The 20896-nt window shown below is 55.0% G+C and carries 20 protein-coding genes; 1 reads left to right on the top strand and 19 read right to left on the bottom strand.

What is annotated here, in order from left to right:
- Nucleotides 1-507 precede the first annotated feature (507 nt).
- A complete protein-coding gene (locus VEI50_14965; protein HXX76429.1) occupies nt 508-1722 on the top strand; it encodes an ABC transporter permease in 1215 nt (404 codons plus the stop codon).
- A 217-nt stretch (nt 1723-1939) separates the two neighbouring features.
- On the opposite strand, the gene VEI50_14970 is transcribed toward VEI50_14965, so the two are convergent.
- From VEI50_14970 to VEI50_15060, 19 genes are all read right to left on the bottom strand, one after another.
- Nucleotides 1940-2740, bottom strand: a complete 801-nt coding sequence (locus VEI50_14970; protein ID HXX76430.1) for an SAM-dependent chlorinase/fluorinase — start codon at nt 2738-2740, stop codon at nt 1940-1942.
- A gap of 1 nt (nt 2741) precedes the next feature.
- Complete coding sequence (gene greA / locus VEI50_14975) at nt 2742-3218, bottom strand: transcription elongation factor GreA (GenBank protein HXX76431.1); 477 nt, start codon at nt 3216-3218, stop codon at nt 2742-2744.
- Nucleotides 3219-3233: 15 nt separating this feature from the next.
- Nucleotides 3234-6491 carry a carbamoyl-phosphate synthase large subunit gene (carB, locus tag VEI50_14980; protein ID HXX76432.1) on the bottom strand — a complete coding sequence of 1086 codons (3258 nt, stop codon included), beginning with the start codon at nt 6489-6491 and terminating at the stop codon, nt 3234-3236.
- Nucleotides 6492-6507: 16 nt separating this feature from the next.
- Complete coding sequence (locus VEI50_14985; protein HXX76433.1) at nt 6508-7497, bottom strand: M48 family metallopeptidase; 990 nt, start codon at nt 7495-7497, stop codon at nt 6508-6510.
- 6 nt (nt 7498-7503) lie between these two features.
- On the bottom strand, nt 7504-8472 hold the full coding sequence (gene sppA, locus VEI50_14990) for a signal peptide peptidase SppA (GenBank protein HXX76434.1): 969 nt from the start codon (nt 8470-8472) through the stop codon (nt 7504-7506).
- Complete coding sequence (gene carA / locus VEI50_14995) at nt 8465-9637, bottom strand: glutamine-hydrolyzing carbamoyl-phosphate synthase small subunit (protein HXX76435.1); 1173 nt, start codon at nt 9635-9637, stop codon at nt 8465-8467. Before carA ends, sppA begins: the two co-directional genes overlap by 8 nt.
- A 2-nt stretch (nt 9638-9639) precedes the next feature.
- A complete protein-coding gene (locus VEI50_15000; GenBank protein HXX76436.1) occupies nt 9640-10152 on the bottom strand; it encodes a DUF4149 domain-containing protein in 513 nt (170 codons plus the stop codon).
- 4 nt (nt 10153-10156) lie between these two features.
- Nucleotides 10157-11446, bottom strand: coding sequence for a dihydroorotase (locus VEI50_15005; protein HXX76437.1), 1290 nt, complete (start codon nt 11444-11446; stop codon nt 10157-10159).
- A 3-nt stretch (nt 11447-11449) separates the two neighbouring features.
- Nucleotides 11450-12370: an aspartate carbamoyltransferase catalytic subunit gene (locus VEI50_15010; GenBank protein ID HXX76438.1), complete on the bottom strand. Its 921-nt coding sequence runs from the start codon at nt 12368-12370 to the stop codon at nt 11450-11452.
- Between the two features lie 13 nt (nt 12371-12383).
- Nucleotides 12384-12959, bottom strand: coding sequence for a bifunctional pyr operon transcriptional regulator/uracil phosphoribosyltransferase PyrR (gene pyrR / locus VEI50_15015; protein ID HXX76439.1), 576 nt, complete (start codon nt 12957-12959; stop codon nt 12384-12386).
- Nucleotides 12960-13141: 182 nt separating this feature from the next.
- On the bottom strand, nt 13142-14914 hold the full coding sequence (locus VEI50_15020; GenBank protein ID HXX76440.1) for a hypothetical protein: 1773 nt from the start codon (nt 14912-14914) through the stop codon (nt 13142-13144).
- Nucleotides 14915-16246: a glutamate-5-semialdehyde dehydrogenase gene (locus VEI50_15025; GenBank protein HXX76441.1), complete on the bottom strand. Its 1332-nt coding sequence runs from the start codon at nt 16244-16246 to the stop codon at nt 14915-14917.
- Between the two features lie 224 nt (nt 16247-16470).
- Entirely contained in the window at nt 16471-16560 is a 90-nt protein-coding gene (locus tag VEI50_15030) for an NAD-dependent epimerase/dehydratase family protein (GenBank protein ID HXX76442.1), read from the bottom strand.
- 57 nt (nt 16561-16617) lie between these two features.
- Nucleotides 16618-17178, bottom strand: a complete 561-nt coding sequence (locus VEI50_15035) for a type II secretion system protein (protein HXX76443.1) — start codon at nt 17176-17178, stop codon at nt 16618-16620.
- Between the two features lie 53 nt (nt 17179-17231).
- Nucleotides 17232-17813, bottom strand: a complete 582-nt coding sequence (locus tag VEI50_15040) for a hypothetical protein (protein ID HXX76444.1) — start codon at nt 17811-17813, stop codon at nt 17232-17234.
- A 10-nt stretch (nt 17814-17823) separates the two neighbouring features.
- Nucleotides 17824-18375 carry a type 4a pilus biogenesis protein PilO gene (gene pilO, locus VEI50_15045; GenBank protein ID HXX76445.1) on the bottom strand — a complete coding sequence of 184 codons (552 nt, stop codon included), beginning with the start codon at nt 18373-18375 and terminating at the stop codon, nt 17824-17826.
- A 14-nt stretch (nt 18376-18389) separates the two neighbouring features.
- Entirely contained in the window at nt 18390-19004 is a 615-nt protein-coding gene (locus VEI50_15050; protein HXX76446.1) for a PilN domain-containing protein, read from the bottom strand.
- A gap of 17 nt (nt 19005-19021) precedes the next feature.
- A complete protein-coding gene (locus tag VEI50_15055; protein HXX76447.1) occupies nt 19022-20020 on the bottom strand; it encodes a hypothetical protein in 999 nt (332 codons plus the stop codon).
- Nucleotides 20021-20023: 3 nt separating this feature from the next.
- Nucleotides 20024-20896 (bottom strand): GspE/PulE family protein (locus VEI50_15060; GenBank protein HXX76448.1); only part of this gene is annotated, 873 nt, incomplete at its 5' end.

Here is a 20896-nt window from a genome sequence, read left to right on the forward strand (position 1 = left end):
ATCGATTACAATGAACACCGGCCGCATGGTTCACTCGGGAACCTCACGCCCCGAGAGTTTACGGAACACGCGGCGACAACTGGGCTGCAGGAACCGGCGGATTTCCAGTTAAGAGCGGTCTAGTTTTGGGGAAAGGGTCAGCAGTGAACCATCATGTTGGGATTGCCGAGCAGACGTTCTAGGGATGGAAGCTGTGGTATCCGGGACTGGAATCGGAGCGTCATAAAGGCCCATAGCTATTCGTATGTCTTTATACCAATCAGAGAAAATCAGTATGAAATACTTGCATATCCGGTCCCCCCTCTTTTGTGTCATTGAATTCGAGCAATAAGCGCAGTAGGCTGCACGCCTCACCAAGCGGCCTCACAGCTCGGTGGGATGCCTTCCCCAGAAACCTGAAACGATCGAACTCAAGACGCGATAGACCTCTCGCGGCATGACTAACTATGTATGGTGGCCTAACAACTTAGAGAGAGCAATTCTGTGAACCCCTTCTTTCTAGTGAGCGTGTTGACTGCCTTCCGTGGCCTTGGGCGGAACCTACTGCGAGCAGGCCTTGCGATTCTCGGGGTTGCCATTGGTGTCGCAGTTCTAATAATTACGAGCAGCATCGGGCAGGGCGCTAGGGCTACTATCTCCTCAGAGATGGGGACCATGATGTGGACCAATGTGATCGTGGTTATGCCGGGCACTACAAACAAAACTGGAGCGCGAGGAACGCAAGGACTCGCTGTCAACCTGACGATCGAGGATGCCAAGGAACTTGAGAAGATTGATTCTCTCCTAAGCAATGTGTGTATGCGAAGACGTGATCCATCTCAGGTCGTTTTTAAAAACCAGAACTGGAATGTGCCGGTGAATGGCGTGAGTCCAAGTTGCTTGACCCTTTTCAGGTGGTCCCTCTCCAATGGCGAGTCGATTAGTCAAATGGATGTGGATGCCGCTTCACGCGTCGCCGTTCTTGGGCAATCTGTTGTCGAAAATCTTTTCGATTTGGACGAGGATCCAATTGGAGCGATTATCCGCATCAAGAATGTTCCATTCCGGGTGATTGGCGTACTTTCACCAAAGGGCAGTACGGCCGAGGGAGATGACGCGGACAATGTGATTTATGTTCCCTTCTCGTCGGCCCAACGGAAGGTATATGGTGGGATGTTTCTGAACACTGTTGAACGCATTTTCGTTACGACCCATCGTCCGGAAGACATACCGGAAGCGGTTGAACAAATTCGTCAAACTATAAGAATAAAACATCGCTTGGAACCTAACGAAGCAGACGATTTTACGGTCATGATGCCGCTAGAACTTATGAACGTCTCTGAAGGAACGAACCGGACAATGGGATCAATACTTATCGGCGTTGCAACTATTTCTCTTTTGGTTGGCGGGATTGGCATTATGAATATTGTTCTCGTGTCGGTAGCGGAGCGGACTTGCGAAATCGGGGTTCGCGTGGCAGTAGGTGCCAGGCGAGGCCACATTCTGGTCCAGTTTCTGATTGAAGCCATGATCCTAAGCGTTTTGGGTGGCCTTGTGGGAATCGCTGTGGGCATTCTAGGAGCCCTGGTCATCACGATTGTCGCTGGATGGCCCACCATTATTACAGCAGAATCTATTGGGACCGCCTTGTTCTTTTCGCTGATTATTGGTCTCTTCTCTGGATTGTACCCATCGAATAAAGCCGCCCGCTTGAATCCAATCGATGCACTCCGCTATGAGTGACCCTGCACGTATATGGTATTGCCACGATCAACAATTCGCTCTATGCAAACGGTTCAAGCTTTTAGTGGTGAGATAGCAATCTTTCGCAAACCTGTTCACGCCGAGGCAGCGTCCTTGGTGGTCAGTATGAAACTCCTCGTCTTAATCCCTGCTGCATCAAGAACCGATACCCCCTTTCTGCTTACCACTGTGCATCCAACCTATCCCCAGTATTAGTTCAAGTCAGTCGGAGTGCCCCTCGGCAACCGACCTTGAGCTCAGTCGCAGCATGAGCCTCTTTCAAGAAAATCTCGAGGTAGCCATTGCTATTGATCAGCGCGCGGGGTTTCTGTCGGTCGCCTTCACTGTAGCTGGCGACAAGTCCGTTTATCGGATGTCCGGCCACCCGGATAAGCGGGCTCGGCCGTTTCGTGACTGCCTCCAGTTCCTTCAGTAGGGCTGCGGAGATGTTGGAAATCAGATTACCGAATCGATCGATATAGACGATCTCTCCCAACAGCGTTCCCGATTCCCAACGCGGTTTACTGATCGGAAATGTCTTGGCATCACAGACCACCGGGCCGAACGCTGAGACCGGCTGATTTTTGGTGAGCCAGGCAGCAGCAGGAGCGAAGAGGTCTCGCCCATCGAACGTGGTCCCTGCGGATTCTAACTTAAATTGTCTGTTGGTAATTTCTCGCACTTCGACCTGGCTTTCCTCATCGAAAATATAGCTCAGCACCCCATTGTCCGGTGCCAGGAAGAAGTATCGATCGGTGTTGACCAAAAGGGGACGGCGGAGACTCCCCACACCAGGATCCACCACAACAACATGAATAGTGCCATCAGGAAATGATGCGTAACAGCATTTCAAGATGTAGGCAGCTTCTTCGACGGCATGTGGCCTGATATGATGGGAAAGATCGACGACCGTCGTCTGTGGATTAATCGTGAGGATGACCCCTTTCATGCTTCCCACGAAGTAGTCGCGATCGCCGAAGTCTGTCAGGAGGGTAATGAGAGGCAGTGCCTGCGGCACGCTACAACTCCTCGAACCGGATCTCCACCACTTCGTATTCAACCAACTTGGCAGGCGTCTTGACCTCGACAAAATCGCCCACCCGCTTGCCGATCAGGGCGCGCCCAACGGGCGACTGTACTGAGATTTTGTTAAATTTCATGTCTGCCTCATCCTGCCCAACAAGGGTATATTGTTTCTTGGACTGAGACTCTTGTTCGACCACCAGAACGGTCGCACCAAAGACGACGGTATCCGACGTGCGGCCAGCGGTTTCAATCACTCGAGCGTCGGCCAGCTTCGATTCGATCTCGGCAATCCGCGATTCGATGAATCCTTGCCGCTCTTTGGCTGCATCATACTCGGCATTCTCGCTCAAATCACCGTGGGAACGAGCCTCCGCAATGGCTTCGATAACGCGAGGCCGCTCCACTTTTCGGAGTCGGTCCAGTTCGGCTTTCAACGCCTCATATCCTTTTTTAGTAATCGGTGTCGGCATGATAACGAAATCCCTTTATGACAGGCGGTGATATTCCTGCAACGCTCGGATTGTCAACTCCTTCTTGAGCATGGCTTCAAGAGCCATCACCGCGGCTCGGGCTCCACGCATTGTTGTAAAGTACGCTAACCCTTTAATGAGAGCTTCGCGACGAATGGAGAGTGAGTCTTGATGAGAAGACGCGGTCCTGACCGTATTAACAACCAACGTGATCTGCCCATTTTTAATGTGGTCGACGATGTGCGGACGCCCTTCTCTTACCTTATTGACCGTCTCAACATCGAGTCCTTTTTCACGCAAGTACGACGCGGTACCCCTTGTGCTCTCTATTTTAAAGCCCAGCCCTCTTAGCTGTTTGGCAACTTCTAGTGCCGCTGGTCGATCCGAATCTTTGACGCTGATGAAGGCCGTTCCACCTATGGGTAGCGTGGCTCCAGCCCCAGCTTGAGATTTGGCGAACGCCCATCCGAAGTCACCGTCAATACCCATCACTTCGCCAGTCGATTTCATCTCAGGCCCCAAAAGCACATCGACTCCGGAGAATTTGGTGAATGGAAAGACCGCTTCCTTTACCGACAAATGGGACGGTATGCGCGCCTCGGTAAATCCCAAATCTCGCAAGCTTTTTCCCACCATCGTTTTCATCGCCAGTTTGGCAAGTGGTGTCCCGATAGCTTTACTGACGAACGGCACGGTCCTGGACCCTCGAGGATTCACCTCGAGCACATACACTGTATTACCTTTCACGGCGAACTGGGCGTTCATGAGTCCTACGACGCCGAGTTCCAGGGCCAGCGCGGTCATCTGACGGCGAATCTCCTCGACGATCTTCTGGTCGAGTGAGTAAGGAGGTAGTGAACAAGCAGAATCACCGGAGTGCACTCCGGCTTCCTCTATGTGCTCCATGATGCCCGCGACCACAACGTGCTTCCCGTCAGAAATGGCGTCGGCATCTACCTCTATCGCATCCGATAGGTATTGATCGATCAGGACAGGATGCTTCGGCGACGCTTTGACCGCAGACCCCATATAGGCGAGTAAGCCAGCTTCGTCGTACACAATCTGCATAGACCGCCCGCCGAGAACGTAGGAAGGCCGCACCATCACAGGATAGGCAATCTGAGACGCCACCTGCACGGCTTCCTCGACCGATCGCGCCATCCCGCTGTCAGCTTGCCGTAGCCCTAGCTTGCCTAAGAGCTCACGGAATCGCTCACGATCTTCCGCCCGATCAATGGCGTCCGGACTTGTGCCGAGGATCCGCACACCGGCCTTCGCCAGCGGTAAGGCCAGCTTCAGCGGTGTCTGTCCGCCAAACTGTAGGACCACACCCAACGGCTGCTCACACTGAACAATGTTCAGGACATCTTCCTCTGTCAGCGGCTCAAAATAGAGTCGATCGGACGTATCGTAATCCGTACTGACCGTTTCCGGATTACAGTTGACCATGATCGTTTCGATTCCTTCGTCCCGTAAGGCCATGGCTGCATGCACGCAGCAATAGTCGAATTCAATCCCTTGCCCGATTCGATTCGGCCCGCCCCCCAAAATAATCACCTTTTTCCGGTCCGTCGGCCTCGCTTCGCATTCGCTTCCGTAGGTTGAATAAAGATAGGGAGTATGGGCCTCAAACTCTGCAGCACAGGTATCCACCCGCTTGTACGTCACCCTTCTCGATTGTGCGGCTTGGAGCCGCTGCTTCGACACAGCGGCTGCCGTCGCACCAACCAAGTGTGCAATCCGATCATCCGCAAAACCCAATTCCTTGGCTTCCCACAACAATGCGTCATCAACTCTAGCCGACCTGTTTCCAGATTGACCCACCAATCTGTCTTCGAACTGGAGTAGTTCCCTGATTTGTTCCAAAAACCAGTGGTCGATTTTGGTCAAGGCAAACAGCGCATCATTGGAGAGGCCGAGACGCATCCCATCGGCCACATGCCAAAGTCGCTCCGGAATCGGCGTTCGCAACACCTGGCGAACGCGCTCCACACCGGCCTCCCGATCGAACCCTTCAGGGATACCGCGGTCCAATCCCATCCGAGAGGCAAACCCGTTTAGGTCCAACTCGAGCGAACGGATCGCCTTCTGCAACGCTTCCTTGAATGTCCGCCCGATCGCCATCGCTTCTCCGACTGATTTCATCTGGGTCGTGAGAGTCGGGTCAGCTCCTCTGAATTTCTGAAAGGCAAATCGAGGAATCTTGACGACCACATAGTCGATCGTCGGCTCGAACGAAGCCTTGGTCACTCCTGTGATGTCGTTGGTGATCTCATCCAGCGTATAGCCAACCGCTAACTTGGCGGCGATTTTCGCGATGGGAAACCCCGTCGCTTTCGAAGCCAGGGCTGAGCTTCGAGAAACACGCGGGTTCATTTCGATGATGACCATCTCGCCGTTCTCCGGGTTGACCCCGAACTGAATATTCGATCCTCCCGTATCAACACCGATTTCGCGGATGATCCGAATGGCTGCGTCCCGCATTCGTTGATACTCTTTGTCCGTCAGCGTCATCGCCGGAGCCACGGTGATGCTGTCGCCGGTATGGACGCCCATGGGGTCTAGGTTCTCGATGGGACAGACGATGACGACGTTATCCTTCAGATCCCGCATGACTTCGAGTTCGAATTCTTTCCATCCGATCACTGACTGTTCGATGAGCACTTGGCTGACAGGGCTCATCGCCAATCCCCAATCGACAACCCGATCGAACTCTTCGCGGTTATAGGCGATGTTCCCGCCGGTTCCTCCCAAGGTGAACGACGGGCGAACAATGGCAGGGAATCCGACCCGGTCGAGTACGCGAAGGGCTTCGCCACGAGTATGAGCGGTACCGCTCTCCGGAACCCTCAACCCGATTCGCTGCATCGCCTGCTTGAACGCCTCTCGATCCTCAGCCTTATGAATGGCCTCCGCCGATGCTCCGATGAGCTTTACGCCATACTTTTCGAGCGTTCCTCGCTTCACCAGCCCCATCGTGGTATTGAGCGCCGTTTGTCCCCCCATTGTGGGAAGCAACGCATCGGGACGTTCCCGTTCAATCACTTTTTCGACCACGTCGACCGTGATCGGCTCGACGTAGGTACGATCAGCTAGTTCAGGATCCGTCATGATCGTCGCCGGATTGCTATTGATCAGGATGATCCGGTAGCCCTCCTCCTTGAGTGCCTTGCAGGCCTGCGTTCCTGAATAGTCAAATTCACAGGCCTGGCCGATGATGATCGGGCCTGATCCGATCAGGAGTATCGATTCGATGTCGGTGCGTTTCGGCATGCAGTCCTTGAAAAGATCAACTGGTTCTCGGCATGACCGGACCAATCGGTGGCTGATAGGGCGCCGGACGCGGCGGAGTGCTTGGTCCCCCGTCGGGCGGGTGATAGAGCGGCAGGACGTCCGGTAACCACGCTTCAATCTGATTGATACGAGTCACATCGGAAGGATGGGTGGAAAGAAACTCGGGGATGGCCTGTTGAGATCGGAAGCACAGTTTATCGATCATCTGGCGCGGGCATCCGCTCATCCGTTCCCAAAATGGAACGGCTTCCCGGGGATCATACCCCGCCTGGGCCATGAGCCGGAGTCCGATATAATCCGCCTCAGACTCCTGTCTCCGATTGAAGGGTAAGGATACGTTCACTCCGTACGCCCCGAGAAGGCCTTGGATCGCTCCTCCTTGGGCATGACCGGATACTGCGGCGCCCAAGGCACCGAGTTGTGCGATTTGGTCGATAATGCTTCGGCTCATTCGTTCCACACCATGGCGTTGCAGTGCATGAGCAATTTCGTGTCCCATCACCGTGGCCAAGCCGACATCGTTTTTCGTTACCTTGAGGATTCCTGTAAAGACCGCGACTTTTCCACCGGGCAAACAAAAAGCGTTCACCGTCTTGTCATCATCGATTACGGCAAATTCCCATTGGTATTCCGGTTTGCGCGCCACATCCGCGATCCGTCTCCCCACCCGCTGGATCATTTCATTGGAATCGGGGTTCTCGCTCAATCGAGCCTGACGCAGAACTTCACGGTACGCGCTGATTCCGAATTGCATTTCCTTCTCTTCTGAAAAGAAAATCAGCTGGTCACGTCCAGTCCCCGGCGCGCGATAACAGCCGGCCAGACTGCTGAAGAGACTGAGAGCGGAACCGGTCCCTAGCGCTATACAGACTCCCATAGCTCCACGGGCACCGAGATACAAAACGGCACGACGCCCGATCGACGTCGCTAAGGCGCGCTCGATCGACGGGCCATCTGCGCGATAGCTTTTGTAATCGCTGGTCATCTTTCTTTAGGGCATCCACAAATACATGAACTGAGGGGTTCCGCCGCGAACCATAGAGAGAAGATCGATGTTGGCGATACTCATCAAGCCAGGGCCTGGTGCGAAGAGGCGTGAGTAGATATTGTTCTGATATTCTCCCCGGCGACCATAGGTCACAACCCGTGCCTCTGCGAGTCCGGCCTTTTTTTTGGCCAGTTCCAAGGCATCGTCCAAGTAGCCAATCTCATCGACCAATCCGGCTGCCTTGGCCTGTTCGCCCGAGTAGATCCTTCCATCAGCCAGTTTCTTGATCTGATCGGCTGACAAATTGGGCCGACCGGCCTGCACCACCGAAAGAAACCGTTGATAGAAAGAGTCGATCACGCTTTGGAAGATGACTCGTTCCTCAAGAGTCATCATTCGAAACGGAGACCCCATGTCTTTCCGAGGACCGGATGTAATGGCGGATGCTTCGACTCCGACCTTTTCCAAAAGCCCCTTGGCATTCACGGTGAGCATGATCACCCCAATGCTACCGGTGACCGTCGATGGATGGACGAGGACGGTATCACTGGCCATAGCCAAGTAATATCCGCCAGAAGCGGCCACATCCATCATTGACGCGATCACGGGAATCTTCTTCTTGGTCTTAAACTCCTTCAACTCGTGGTACATGATATCCGAGGCCGTCACCGTTCCCCCGGGGCTGTTGATCCGAACCACCATAGCCTTGATCTTCTCATCCTTCGATGCTCGCGTCAGTTCCTCTTTGAATGTGGCAAGCATGTTAGGTTGGGGTATCAACCCATCCTTGTCTTGCGAACTGATCAGCCCTGAAAAATCGAGCAACAGCACCTTGCCGTCGCCGGTCCCGCTGAGCTGCACCTCCTGAACTGGGCCCGATGGTTCGAGCAAATTGATCGTAATACAGCCAGCTTGCAATCCAATGAGGCTGACGGCACCGAGTACACGTAGCACAGAACAGACTTTACGCATAAGTCTTCTCCATTAACTGTATAAATTCGGTGAACAAATACGCAGAATCATGTGGTCCTGGAGACGCTTCCGGATGATACTGCACCGAGAAGACAGGACGATCCAGGCAGACCAGTCCTTCGATGGACTGATCGTTCAGACTCAGGTGCGTAATTGCAACCTTGCCGAACGTCGTATCGACGATGGGCGGCCTGTCCGGTATGGAACTGATCGGAGTTGGCACCTGCACAGCAAAGTTATGATTCTGAGATGTAATTTCGACCTTCCGTGTTCGAAGATCCAGCACTGGATGATTCGCCCCATGGTGACCAAACTTCAGCTTGTAGGTCTTGAGGCCGAGCGCGAGGCCGAGAATCTGATGACCCAAGCAGATTCCGAATATTGGATAACGACCGATGAGCGTCCGGACAGCCTCCATCGCATAGGGAACCCCTTCCGGATCACCAGGCCCGTTCGAGAGGAAGATCCCCTCCGGTTTCAAAGCCTCAACCTCTGTAGCCGTCGTTGACGCTGGCACCACTGTGACCTCACACCCCACATCAACCAATCGACGCAGGATGTTCTGCTTCACCCCAAAATCGTAGGCAACGACGCGCCAGCGTCGTGTTGGCCGCGTGGTAACCTCCGTCAACTCCGGAACCCATTCACCAGATCCATCGGCCCACTGGTAGGCATGTGTGCAGGTCACTTCTGCAGCCAGATCACGCCCAATGATACTCGGGGCCTTTTTCGCCCGCTCCACGATTCGAGCAGCATCCCCATCCTGATGCGTGATGATTCCCTGTTGCGCTCCATGTTCACGCAAATGCCTTGTCAACGCCCTGGTATCCAGTCCTTCGATCGCCACAATCTTTGCCTCGCACAAGTACTCATGTACACGCTGACGGCTACGCCAATTACTCGCCAACCGGCTCGCCTCCTTAACAATGAACCCTTCTGCCCATACGCGACGTGATTCGCGATCCTCCGGAGTTACGCCGTAATTCCCGATGTGGGGACAGGTCATCGTGATGATCTGACCTTTGTACGAGGGATCGGTCAGTACCTCTTGATAACCGGTCATGGCGGTGTTGAACACGACTTCACCGACCGTTTCTCCTTCATGGCCGAGTGCACGTCCTTCGAATACCGTTCCGTCGGCGAGTGCCAATAATGCGCGCGCCATGGTTACATGCTCTCCCACCGGATCGATCGCTTCGCTTTCATTCCCAGCAGTACAATGCCAAGAAACAGATTCACCATGTACAGGGACCGAACCGGCATATGAATCCGAAAAAATTCCTCGAGGGCTGCCTTTCTCGCCACTTCACCTTTCGCGGCAAAAGCCTGGGCTTGAAGCGACGCAGCATACGGATGCAGAACAACGATAATAATTCCTGCGACAAGGATCATCAGCATCAGCACCAGGGTTTCGCCTCGATCGACCCGGACCGCTGGGTCACCGCTCCACCAGCGATACCACGTTGCAGCCGATAAGACCGTGAGGGCTCCCAGGACAAAACGATTGAATCCTTCAAATGTTCGAGTCAGGAATAATCCTCCGGCATCCTGACCGCCAAACGTATTAAACACCGCCGGTATTACCGCACCGATCAGTACCAGTAATCCTCCAACCCACACTCCAAGAGCCACGAGCTCAAGGGTGAAGCACACGACCATTCCCCATCGGGATCCACGCATTGCCCTACGACTGTTCAGCCTGAGTGGTTTCGAACACCACGCGGCCTCCGACGATCGTCGTCTTGATCCGCCCTTTGACTTTCCATCCCGCGAACGGCGTATTCCGGCTTTTCGACCGAAACTTTGCCGGATCGACTTCCCATGGCTCCTGCGGGTCCGCCACAACCACGTCCGCGTCCGCCCCCACCACCAAAGTCCCCTTCGACAACCCGAACGCTTTCGCAGGAGCGGTACTGAGTTTCTCGACCGCGGCTTCGAGAGACAAAATTCCCTCTTCGACCAGAGCGAGCGTCAAGGGCCACGCCGTTTCCAATCCAACGATCCCGAAGGGCGCGTCAGTGAATCCCTGCTGTTTTTCCTGCGTAGCGTGAGGCGCATGATCTGTGGCAATCGCGTCAATCGTCCCGTCACGCAACCCTCCCTTGATCGCCTGAACGTCTTTCCAGGTTCGAAGAGGAGGGTTCATTTTGGCATGGGTGTTATAGCCTCGAACCACTTCTTCCGTGATCGTAAAATGGTGGGGACAGGCTTCCGCCGTCACTTTAATACCGCGGGACTTCGCCTCGCGCACCATCCGCACCGATCCCTCCGTGCTGATATGGGCAAGATGAAGCCGCGCGCCGGTCAATTCTGCCAGCGCCACATTGCGCCCGACCATCACATCTTCGGCCGCCGCCGGGATGCCCGGGAGCCCCAGCTCCGTCGACACCAGTCCTTCATTCATACAACCGCCTTCGGTCAGGTGCAAATCTTCGCAATGGTCCACCACCGGGACATCGAACGCCATTGCATACTCCATGGCACGCCGCATGACGAGACTATTCATGACCGGTCGGCCATCATCGGAGATTGCCACACAGCCGGCACGGCGCAGGTCGCCGATCTCCGCCAGCTCTTTACCTTCCGACCCTTTGGTGATGGCTCCAATCGGCAGCACGTTCGCCAGCCCAGCTTCCCGGGCCCGCTCCAGCATGAATTCGGTGATCGCTTGATTGTCGTTCACCGGATTCGTATTCGGCATGCAACACACGGTCGTAAACCCACCAGCAACCGCTGCCGCCGCCCCGCTCTGGATCGTTTCTTTATATTCAAAGCCCGGCTCACGGAAATGGACATGGAGATCGACAAAACCTGGAAGCACCAGCCGACCTTTCGCATCGATGATCGTCGCACCGCGAGGCGCGGTGAGATTCCGACCGACCGCCGCGATCTTTCCGCCTTCAAGAAGGACGTCCGCCACTGCATTGAGGCGCCCAGGATCGATGACTCGCCCCCCACGGATTAAGATGGTCACGATTTAGTTGGCTCCCGACATCAGATAGAGGATGCCCATGCGTACCGCCACGCCATTGGCGACTTGTTCGAGGATCACTGAGGACAGACTATCGGCCACCTCAGGCGCGATCTCCACCCCCCGGTTAATCGGACCCGGATGCATGACGATCGCTCCAGGGTCGGCGATTTTCACCCGCTCCGCTGTTAACCCGTACAATCGCGCATATTCGCGAATCGTTGGGAACAGTGCACGTCCCTGCCGCTCCAACTGGAGTCGCAACATCATGATCACCTGTACACCCTCCAACGATTCATCTAAGTCGTAGAAGACTCGGGCGCCCAGCTTTTCTACTCCATGTGGCATCATCGTCGGTGGACCAACCAGCCGAACTTCGGCTCCCAGTTTGGTCAAGGCATAAATATTCGACCGAGCGACTCGACTATGGGCAACATCACCGACGATCGCGACTCGCAATCCCTCAAACGCCATGCCCCGTTCGCGAATTGTGTACAGATCGAGGAGCGCTTGAGTTGGATGTTCGTGCCAGCCGTCGCCCGCATTGATCACCGACGACTTCACTCCGCAGGCGAGTGTCTCAGCCGCGCCTGCCGACGAGTGACGTAACACAATAATATCCGCCTGCATCGCTTCGATATTGCGGGCCGTGTCCAACAACGTTTCACCCTTTACCACGCTGCTCGACGACGGCGAAAAATTGATGACATCCGCACTAAGTCGCTTCGCGGCCAGCTCGAACGACGTGCGTGTTCTGGTGCTCGGCTCAAAGAATAAATTCACAACGGTCCGGCCTCGAAGCGCCGGGACTTTCTTGATTTCGCGGCCCGTGACTTCCTTGAAAGAATCGGCAGTCTCGAGGATCAACCGAATCTCATCAACCGACAGCGGGGCAAGACTCAGAAGATCTTTGCGTTTGAGGCTCATCGCGTCCTCCCCTTCAGGCCTTCAGAATCACGACACGGTCGTCTTCGCCGTTTTCTTCGAGCATGACCTGCACTTTTTCATCTCGAGAGGTCGGCAAGTTCTTCCCGATATAACTGGCTTTAATCGGCAATTGGCGATGGCCGCGATCCACCAGGACCGCCAATTGGATTTCGGCTGGACGCCCGAGATCGATCAATCCATCCATCGCAGCACGGATCGTTCGCCCGGTAAACAAGACGTCATCCACTAAGACGATGATCTTATCCGAGATATCGAAAGGCACTGACGTCTTCCGTAATTTCGGCTGCTCTTTCCGCAAGGACAGGTCGTCTCGATAGAGCGTGATGTCCAACTCGCCGATCGGGACGGTCGCTCCTTCGATGTCCTGAATACGCCGCACCAACCGATGCGCCAAATAGACTCCGCCGGTTCGAATGCCGACCAAGGCCAGACCGTGGACACCCTTGTTCCGCTCCAGAATCTCGTGCGCAATGCGAGTCAAGGCTCGGGCGATATCGCCCGCGTCCATGACCAACCGTTCCTGCTGTCTATCGCTGTGCGTCGTGGTTGTCATCGAAATTGTGGGCATAAAAAAACCTTCCCCTCCATCATGGAAGAGAAGGTTGACCGGAACTTCCGCGGACGGGTGAGACCGCGATGCATCGTCCACTCCTTGCTCACCTCGCAGGATGAGCTTTAAAGGCTAGGACATCTTAACGAGGCAGGACTGACTCTGTCAAGGCAATGGTATCAACCGCAAAGATCATTGCCCTACGCTGTGGTGACGTGAAAAAGCGTAAGCTTATTCCTGAGCTTTGCCTTCGGCAGAATACTCCGATGCATCCGAAATGTTGGGAGATTTTCAACCCCCTCTTGCCAACGAAGCGCCATTCGCTCTTGCATCAGAGGCCCAGCCAGGTCCACCGGACCTACCAGGAAGGCATGTCCCTTAGTTTGCAAGAGTCGGCGTACGATCCTCACGTGTTCACTCAGTCTCGCCGGTTGATCATATAAATGCAGCGGCACCCAGTCATAAATGAGATCATAGCGTTGTTGGATCGTAGTCTCAGGAAACGATTCGACGGGAAGAAAGCGAATCCGTTCAAGCCAATCCCACCGCTGAAGGTCCGCCGAGATGGTCCAGAGTTGCTGGGCCTGCCTCTGAGCAAATGCCGGATGGTGGACGTGCACCGTATAGTCGCGGGGGCGATCGAACGGAATACAGGTTGTAATCACGGCGTCTCCATTGTCGATCAAGATATGTTCAGCACGAGAGATCATTGCGCCGATTTCGCGGTCCTGCTCGGCCAGATCTTGAAGATAATCCGCCACGAACGGTTGGGCTGCCAGCTCTCCAATCGGCTGGTCATCGTCCGGATAGAACAGTACTGCACTAAACGCTTCCACAGCGCGGATCGGCGGCATTTCACACGCAAAGACAGAACGCCAATCCGTCCGGCTTACTTCACGACAGTCAGCACTCGCAGTCGCTTCCTCGAGTGGTTGACTTGGCAAAAGCACCATTTCGTTTTCACGATCTCTCAATACGATTCTGTCTCCCGCCACGGTGAGGCTTCGATCGAATGGCACCGTACGCCGACCTTTGGGATTCACATAGGGAAGGCCGGTCGGGTCGTCCGCCATGGTGACCTTTTGGAGTACGCCGCCCTGCACAGTCAGACAAGCTCGTTGCGCGTCGTCGAAGAACCGCAGAGGAGGATGCATTGCCGGTACCCAGATTACTTGATGAGACCGATCCTGGTCCATGAACAAGGTCAAAGGATCATGCCCTGGCGGAGCCTGCGGGGTAAAGAAACTGCTAAACAGACGGAACGCCGCTTCAGACGGATAGGTCGGAATACCTCGATAGCGCAAGGGCCGTGGAACCGGTTGACCTTGATTCTGATCGTCATAGAGACCGCGGATCAGTTCGAATGCTGCCGAACCAGTGCCCGGCAACAGCGATTTGAAAAGTTCGACCACCGGCAGGAAATCGATCCCGTCCCAATGCATGGCACCCATGCAGGACATGAACCGTGTTCGTTCAAATCCTTCGGTCTCCAATACGTAGAAGGCATCTTTCTTATGACGGATGATGGCCTGGCCTCTTGCATCGACCACCAGATCGTCATCCCCGTAGAAGAACCGAACTTCCTCGATGGGGACCCCCATGGCCTGCGCCGCCATATGCCGAAGACTGTCCGCCGTCAGTCGTTGCCATCCCGGCTTATGGGAAAGGTTAAGGCTGGTCTCGTTCACCAAACCAGCCGGCCTTATGCCAACCCATTGTCCCCAATCAAGTCGCATCCGCGTCCGAAGCAACTGGACCTGACCTGATGAATTCTGACTCCACTCACATTCATGTAACGGACTCCCAGCTGGATCAGCCGCGAGAAACCGCCGACCATCGGGACGATAGAAGACAAGATGGCCGGAGGCCTGGCGCACGACTCGTCCGCCCGCTTGTTCAAGATCTTGCGCGAAGGGGGAATTGGCAGGGAACTGGAGATGAGTCAGAGCGAGACGAACGGGGTCGGGCGACATCTACTCGCGGAGTTGGCCGCTCCCCATGACGATGAACTTGAAGCAGGTTAACTCTTCCAATCCCATCGGACCCCGCGCATGAATGCGCGACGTGCTGATCCCGATTTCCGCTCCCAACCCGAATTGGAAGCCATCGTTGAGGCGCGTGGATGCATTCACCAGCACAGCGCTGGCATCGACTTCTCGGAGAAATCGCATCGCTTTGGCGTAGTCGGTCGTGATGATGGATTCCGTGTGGCGGGATCCGTACCGAGTAATGTGTTCCATTGCTTCATCCATGTTTTTCACGACCTTGACGGCCAAGGTCAGGTCCAAAAACTCCTTACCGAAATCTGCTTCACTCGCAGGTTTAGCGGCGGGAGCCAACTGACAGGTCTTCGGACACCCGCGTACTTCGACCTTGGCCGCCATAAGCTTCTCGATGAACGGCGCAAGCCACGTCCGCGCAATCCCTTGATGAACCAACAGCGTCTCCATCGCATTGCACGTGGCAGGCCGCTGGACCTTGGCATTGAAACAGACCCGCTCCGCCATGACCGGGTCGGCATCACTATCCACGTACGTATGGCAGACACCGGCGTCATGCTTGATGACGGGGATCGTGGCGTGTTCCATGACAATTCTCATCAAAGATTCGCCCCCTCGAGGGATAATCAAATCAATATGGCGATCTTGCTTGAGGAGGATCGGAATGAGTTCACGATCCGGCCGTTCAACAAACGTGATGGCACCGGCCGGAATCCCGAACTTCTCCGCCGTTTGCGACAGCACGTTGGCAATCGCCGTGTTGGAGTGGATCGCCTCACTTCCGCCTCGCAAGACGCAGGCATTGCCGGACTTCAAGCAGAGAGCGGCAGAATCGGCGGTCACATTCGGACGTGATTCATAGATGATGCCGATCACGCCGATCGGAACCCGCACCCGTCCCACGTGCATGCCGTTCGGTCTTGTCCACATCCTGGACATGTCGCCCACGGGATCTGGCAGTTTCGCGACTTCCCGGATTCCAGCCGCCATTTCCGTAATCCGCTCCTTCGTCAATCGAAGACGGTCGGCCATCGGTTTCTTGTCCGGCGCGGTCCCGAATGCCTCTAAGTCCTGCTCATTCGCAGCTAACAACGCTTCGGTCTGTTCTTCCAACGCGTCAGCCATCGCCGTTAAGGCCTGGTTTTTCACCGACGTCGAAAGGGTGGCCAATCGGCCTGCGGCGTTTCTCGCACGCGTGACTAATTCGATTACATACTCGGGAATCGGTTTGATCGATGTCTCCGATTCAGCGGGAGATTCCTTTGCATCCCGCATCGTGGCGGGTTGGTTGGCAGGGTTCAGCATGTGAGAACCTTAAGATCCTCTTCCGAAGACAACGGCACAGGATACCGTGGGAGTTTCAGAGTGGTCAAGCCAAGACAGCCCCCCCTTAACCGATCGATCGCGGTGTCCACTGATGGGAAAAGGAAGGCTCGTGCAACGGCACCTTGCGGAAACATTCAACGGTACAAGGAAAACCGTTCGTGGCCGGGCAGATGGGCGATGTTGGTTATTCACCGGTCACCAGATTATCTGATGACGGAGTGTCCGTTCTCGACTAAAAGATCCGACAGATGGCTGCCATGGAATCCCGCCTCACCGGTGATCAGAACCCGCATTCGAGATCTCCTCTCATACTTGGTTCATCTACACGGACACGCTCGTCAGGAACTCCCTCACATCTGTCCCTGAGGCGGTTGGCCCGTGGGCGTGGGAACGCCTGACCCACCGGGCTGAATTGGCGGAGAAGGAACGGATGGAGTTGGCCCAGTAGCTTGAGGAGCCTGCGGGATCAGGCTGGCTGAGGAAGGGTTAGGATACTGAAAGATCCACTCATCATACCTCGTCCGTCCTTCGAAATGACGCACCTCGGGAGGAAACTCATGTTGGCGAATCGGCTTTGCCTTGCTCCGACTTTTCACGCCCATGAGACCTCCTGTCGGAGACCGGAGGTAGTCCCACTCTCCGTGTCCCATGGGATCCAGGTAAACTTTTCGCAGAAATGGCCTCGGAAGTCGAGTGAGGTCCGCCAGCGATTGAGGATATACTTCTCCCTGGATCACACGTCCCGCCTTCATCGTGGTTGAATACAGTGCCAGCGCCTGCTGGATTTCGATCCCCCTGGCCAGGAGATCCGCCTCTAATTCTCGCTGCACCATGATCTTCCACTGCTTGGCTGCCATACTCGTGACAATACCGATGAGAACGATCGCACACATCAGCATTATGTAGGTCACACCACCTTCGCTTCTCAGATTAGATTGCATACTTCGAGGCCAAGAGGGGACCATCAGGGCTGTCCTACAGTCTCCTCCGAAAGGGGAACCATCTGTTCTAGGCGGGACGCACGATCCTGAAGCGTGACGCTGTCGGGAGTAATGGTTTTGACGATCACCTGATCGACAACGGTCTGTCCGGCTCTGACCACATGCACATCATCATCCCTTGTCAGTACGGCCATCGCAGCATTGGGTCGTCGATCTTGTTCCATCCGGATAAATCCGAGATAGCGGAACTGCGAGAGTACGCTGACCACAGTTTGTTGGCGCGCGGCTTCATCCGAGGTCACATCGACAATCTCCTGGCTTGCGCTACTAATCGGCTGACCATCAACGCGTGGCAGGGCAAAGATGTTTCGTGGAGCTGTGAAGGCCATTGCTCGTTGGGTCCGTGCGGCCGCGAGGAGATCAAGGTGGACTTGCAATCCCCCCGCAGGAGCCCGTAACGAGCTTGTGACGGTGGTAAGCCCTGTCACGTTCGTCAACGGAACTCGAGTCGGTTCTGCCGCCGTCAACCACTGTCTGGCAATCACCCCCCCCCAGAGCAGGGCCAACACGATGAGCACCAGAATCTTTTTTCGATCACCCGTCATAACCCAACGCCTATTGAACCGTGACGACCCCCGGTTCATTCCGCAAGAAGGTCGAAATCTTGATGTTGAACGTCAGCGTCTGTTCATGCTGACTGGCCGGACGCACCAGATCGAGATCCTCGATGATGATCCACTCCTCTGCAGTCTCCAGTTCGTAAAGAAACCGACGAAGATCTTCATAGCGACCGGTCATAGTTCCCTGAAGAATTCCCTTGCTGGTCTTAGCCACCGGCGTAGCTTCAGTTTTATAGGATAACGCCGGGAGAGTGACACGATTTCGCTTGGCTTCCTCGGTGATACCCAACGCCAGGGGGGCAAAGTCCCGTTCGAACGGCAAGACAGACCAGACTTCGACGAGATCCTGGCGCGCTTTCTTAGCCTCCTTGAGATGTGTCAGCCGCTGGCGAGCCTGCATCCACTCTGATTCCAACTGAGCTCTATGTTGTTCCGCCCCCTCGAGCCCGATCGTATGGACCAACAATAGTGCGGCAAAGAGGGCGATGATAATGAGGCACCACGGGATCAATGGGGCGTAAGGGCCTCGCAGTTGTTGAGTAATCATATTCATCGTTCGCGCTAGATGCCCTGGGCAGGCCGGTACTTGAGCATCAGATCAAATTCCACTAACCCAGTCGATCCTGCACGGTGCTGTCCAAGAACTGGGTCTCTGAAGATCTGGTGGTCTTGCAACTTCACCGTGAGTGCCGTGATGTCTTCAAGGCTGACGGCAGATCCAGTGAGATGAATAACCGCGCTACCCGGATCGAGACGGACACTCTCAATGGCCACGCGTGGTGGAATCACTTCCTCAAGACCGGAGAGAAATTGTGTCCAAGAGAAATGACGCTTTGCGAGCAATTGGTTGGCTAACGCCACTTCAGCGGGCAACCGTTGGAGGGACGATTCCGAGAGATCAATTTCCTGGCTTTTTGCTTCCACCAACACCTGTTGATCCTGCTCCTGTACATGTGTGATACGCGCTTGAATTGCATATGCTTCTTGATAAGTCATGCTCGTCTGAACAAGGTCCCACATCATCATGACACCCAACACCCCACAGGTCGTCATGAGGACGAGTCGGAGGGGGGCCAGGTACCAGCGATATCGGCTACTGAGTTCGATGTGGAAATAGGATCGCTTCCGAAACCATTTAGGGAAAAGACTCATGCGTCCACCAAGAATGCTTGGCATGTTCCTTGGCGTCATGATTAAATCACTCCTGCCAGAACGGGAAATGCGGCCAGGGATGTGCTTCCGCCATCATACTTCCATCCCAATGCTTCGACCTGCTCCCAATCACACTGCTCTATCGAAACAGCAAGTTCCCGGTTGAATGCCGCGTCTAAAGCAGACAGCGGATGGTCGCTGGCATAGATCACCTGTTTCACGGCAAGCTGAGGATGATGTTCATGACACATATAGAGGGAGGCCGCACATTCCTTCACAATGCTATTCGCGAACTCGGCCCCGGCTTCTTCGTCCAACTGGACGGGCCCTCCTTCCAGGCGTTTGCTTCGCACAAATACGACACGCCCCTCATGCAGAATCAGGCATGTCAGCCCTCCATCCAACACGCTTATCCACAGGAGATCATGATCTAGCCGACGACCCTTTGAAGCTTTCAACCATAGATTGAAGAGCCTCAAACTGCAGACTCCAATCCGTTGGGTGACCAATCCAGCCGATTCACACACCGCCTCATACTGGTTCAGTACCGATTCTTGAATCGCGACAACCAGGACCGCATAAGTCCTCTGGTGACTCGGCCGTTCAGGAGGAAAGACTTGCCAGAACACCTTGACGCCAGCGAGAGGGAAGAGTTGCTCCTGACCAAGACGCCATCGGACCAACGCCTCTTGCTCATCAGGTTGATCAGGAAATTGATCGAGATGCACCACAGTGGCGCGAACGGACAGGTCTGACAAAAGCAGTGTGATCGGGCGAGGTATGTCGGCCACCATCACGTGCCCACCAACACGCAAGTCGCGATTCGGTCCGGCAAACGATCGGAGGCGATTTTCCACTACCGTCACGTCGGTCAAATTCAACTCAACCGGCGTGAGCTTCACCGCTCCGGTCGGCGCGGGCGAGAGCAGACAACGGTAGCGAGGTCTGCCTCGCCAATTCCTCGATGCTTCCACGCATGCCAGTGCCTGAGCCCCGATCTTGACACAGAGACGTGGTCGACTGGCGGCAAATTCCCACATGGGCTAGCTCTCTTCACTGAATGTGACACGATTGATCTCGTGCAGGGTCGTATCCCCAGCCAGCACTTTCTTCAGTGCAGACTGCCGCAATGTAATCATGCCGGCGGTGACAGCACGATACCGGATTTCCGAAAGCGGGCGCTCGGCAAGAATCATCTCCTTGATTTCGTCCGTCAAATCAAGAAACTCGGTGATGCATTTTCGTCCTCGGTAGCCCGTCCCATGGCAGTCGTGACAGCCTTTCCCTTGATAAAGCGTCAGGTCCTTGTATTCTTCATAATCGAGCCCTGATTCTTCCGCGAGCGATTTCTCAATTTTGATTGGCAGTCGGCAAGAAGGACAAGAAATCCGGACGAGCCGCTGTGCCAACACGCAGTTCAGCGCGGCCAGGAAGTTGTAGGCATCAATGCCCATTGAAGCGAATCGACCAATCACGTCGAAGACGTTGTTGGCGTGGACGGTGGTCAGCACTAGATGGCCCGTAAGGGCGGACTGAATGGCAATCTGTGCCGTCTCGGCATCACGAATCTCACCGACCATGATTTTATCCGGATCATGGCGCAGGATCGATCGCAGCCCTCGCGCAAAGGTCAGTCCTTTTTTCTCGTTGACCGGAATCTGCACGACGCCGGGCAACTGATACTCCACCGGATCTTCAATGGTAATCAGCTTGTCTTCCTTGATGTTCATCTCAGTGATCGCAGCATAGAGGGTGGTAGTCTTTCCACTTCCGGTCGGACCGGTTACCAATACCATGCCGTATGGCCTCGTGATCGCTCGGCGAAATCGTTTGAGGTCTTCATCATTGAACCCCAGGCGATCCAACCGCAAGGTCGATACCCCTGCTGTAATCGCTTCGCGATCCAAGATACGAAT

The sequence above is a fragment of the Nitrospiraceae bacterium genome (genome assembly GCA_035623075.1).
Lineage (GTDB): Bacteria > Nitrospirota > Nitrospiria > Nitrospirales > Nitrospiraceae > DASPUC01.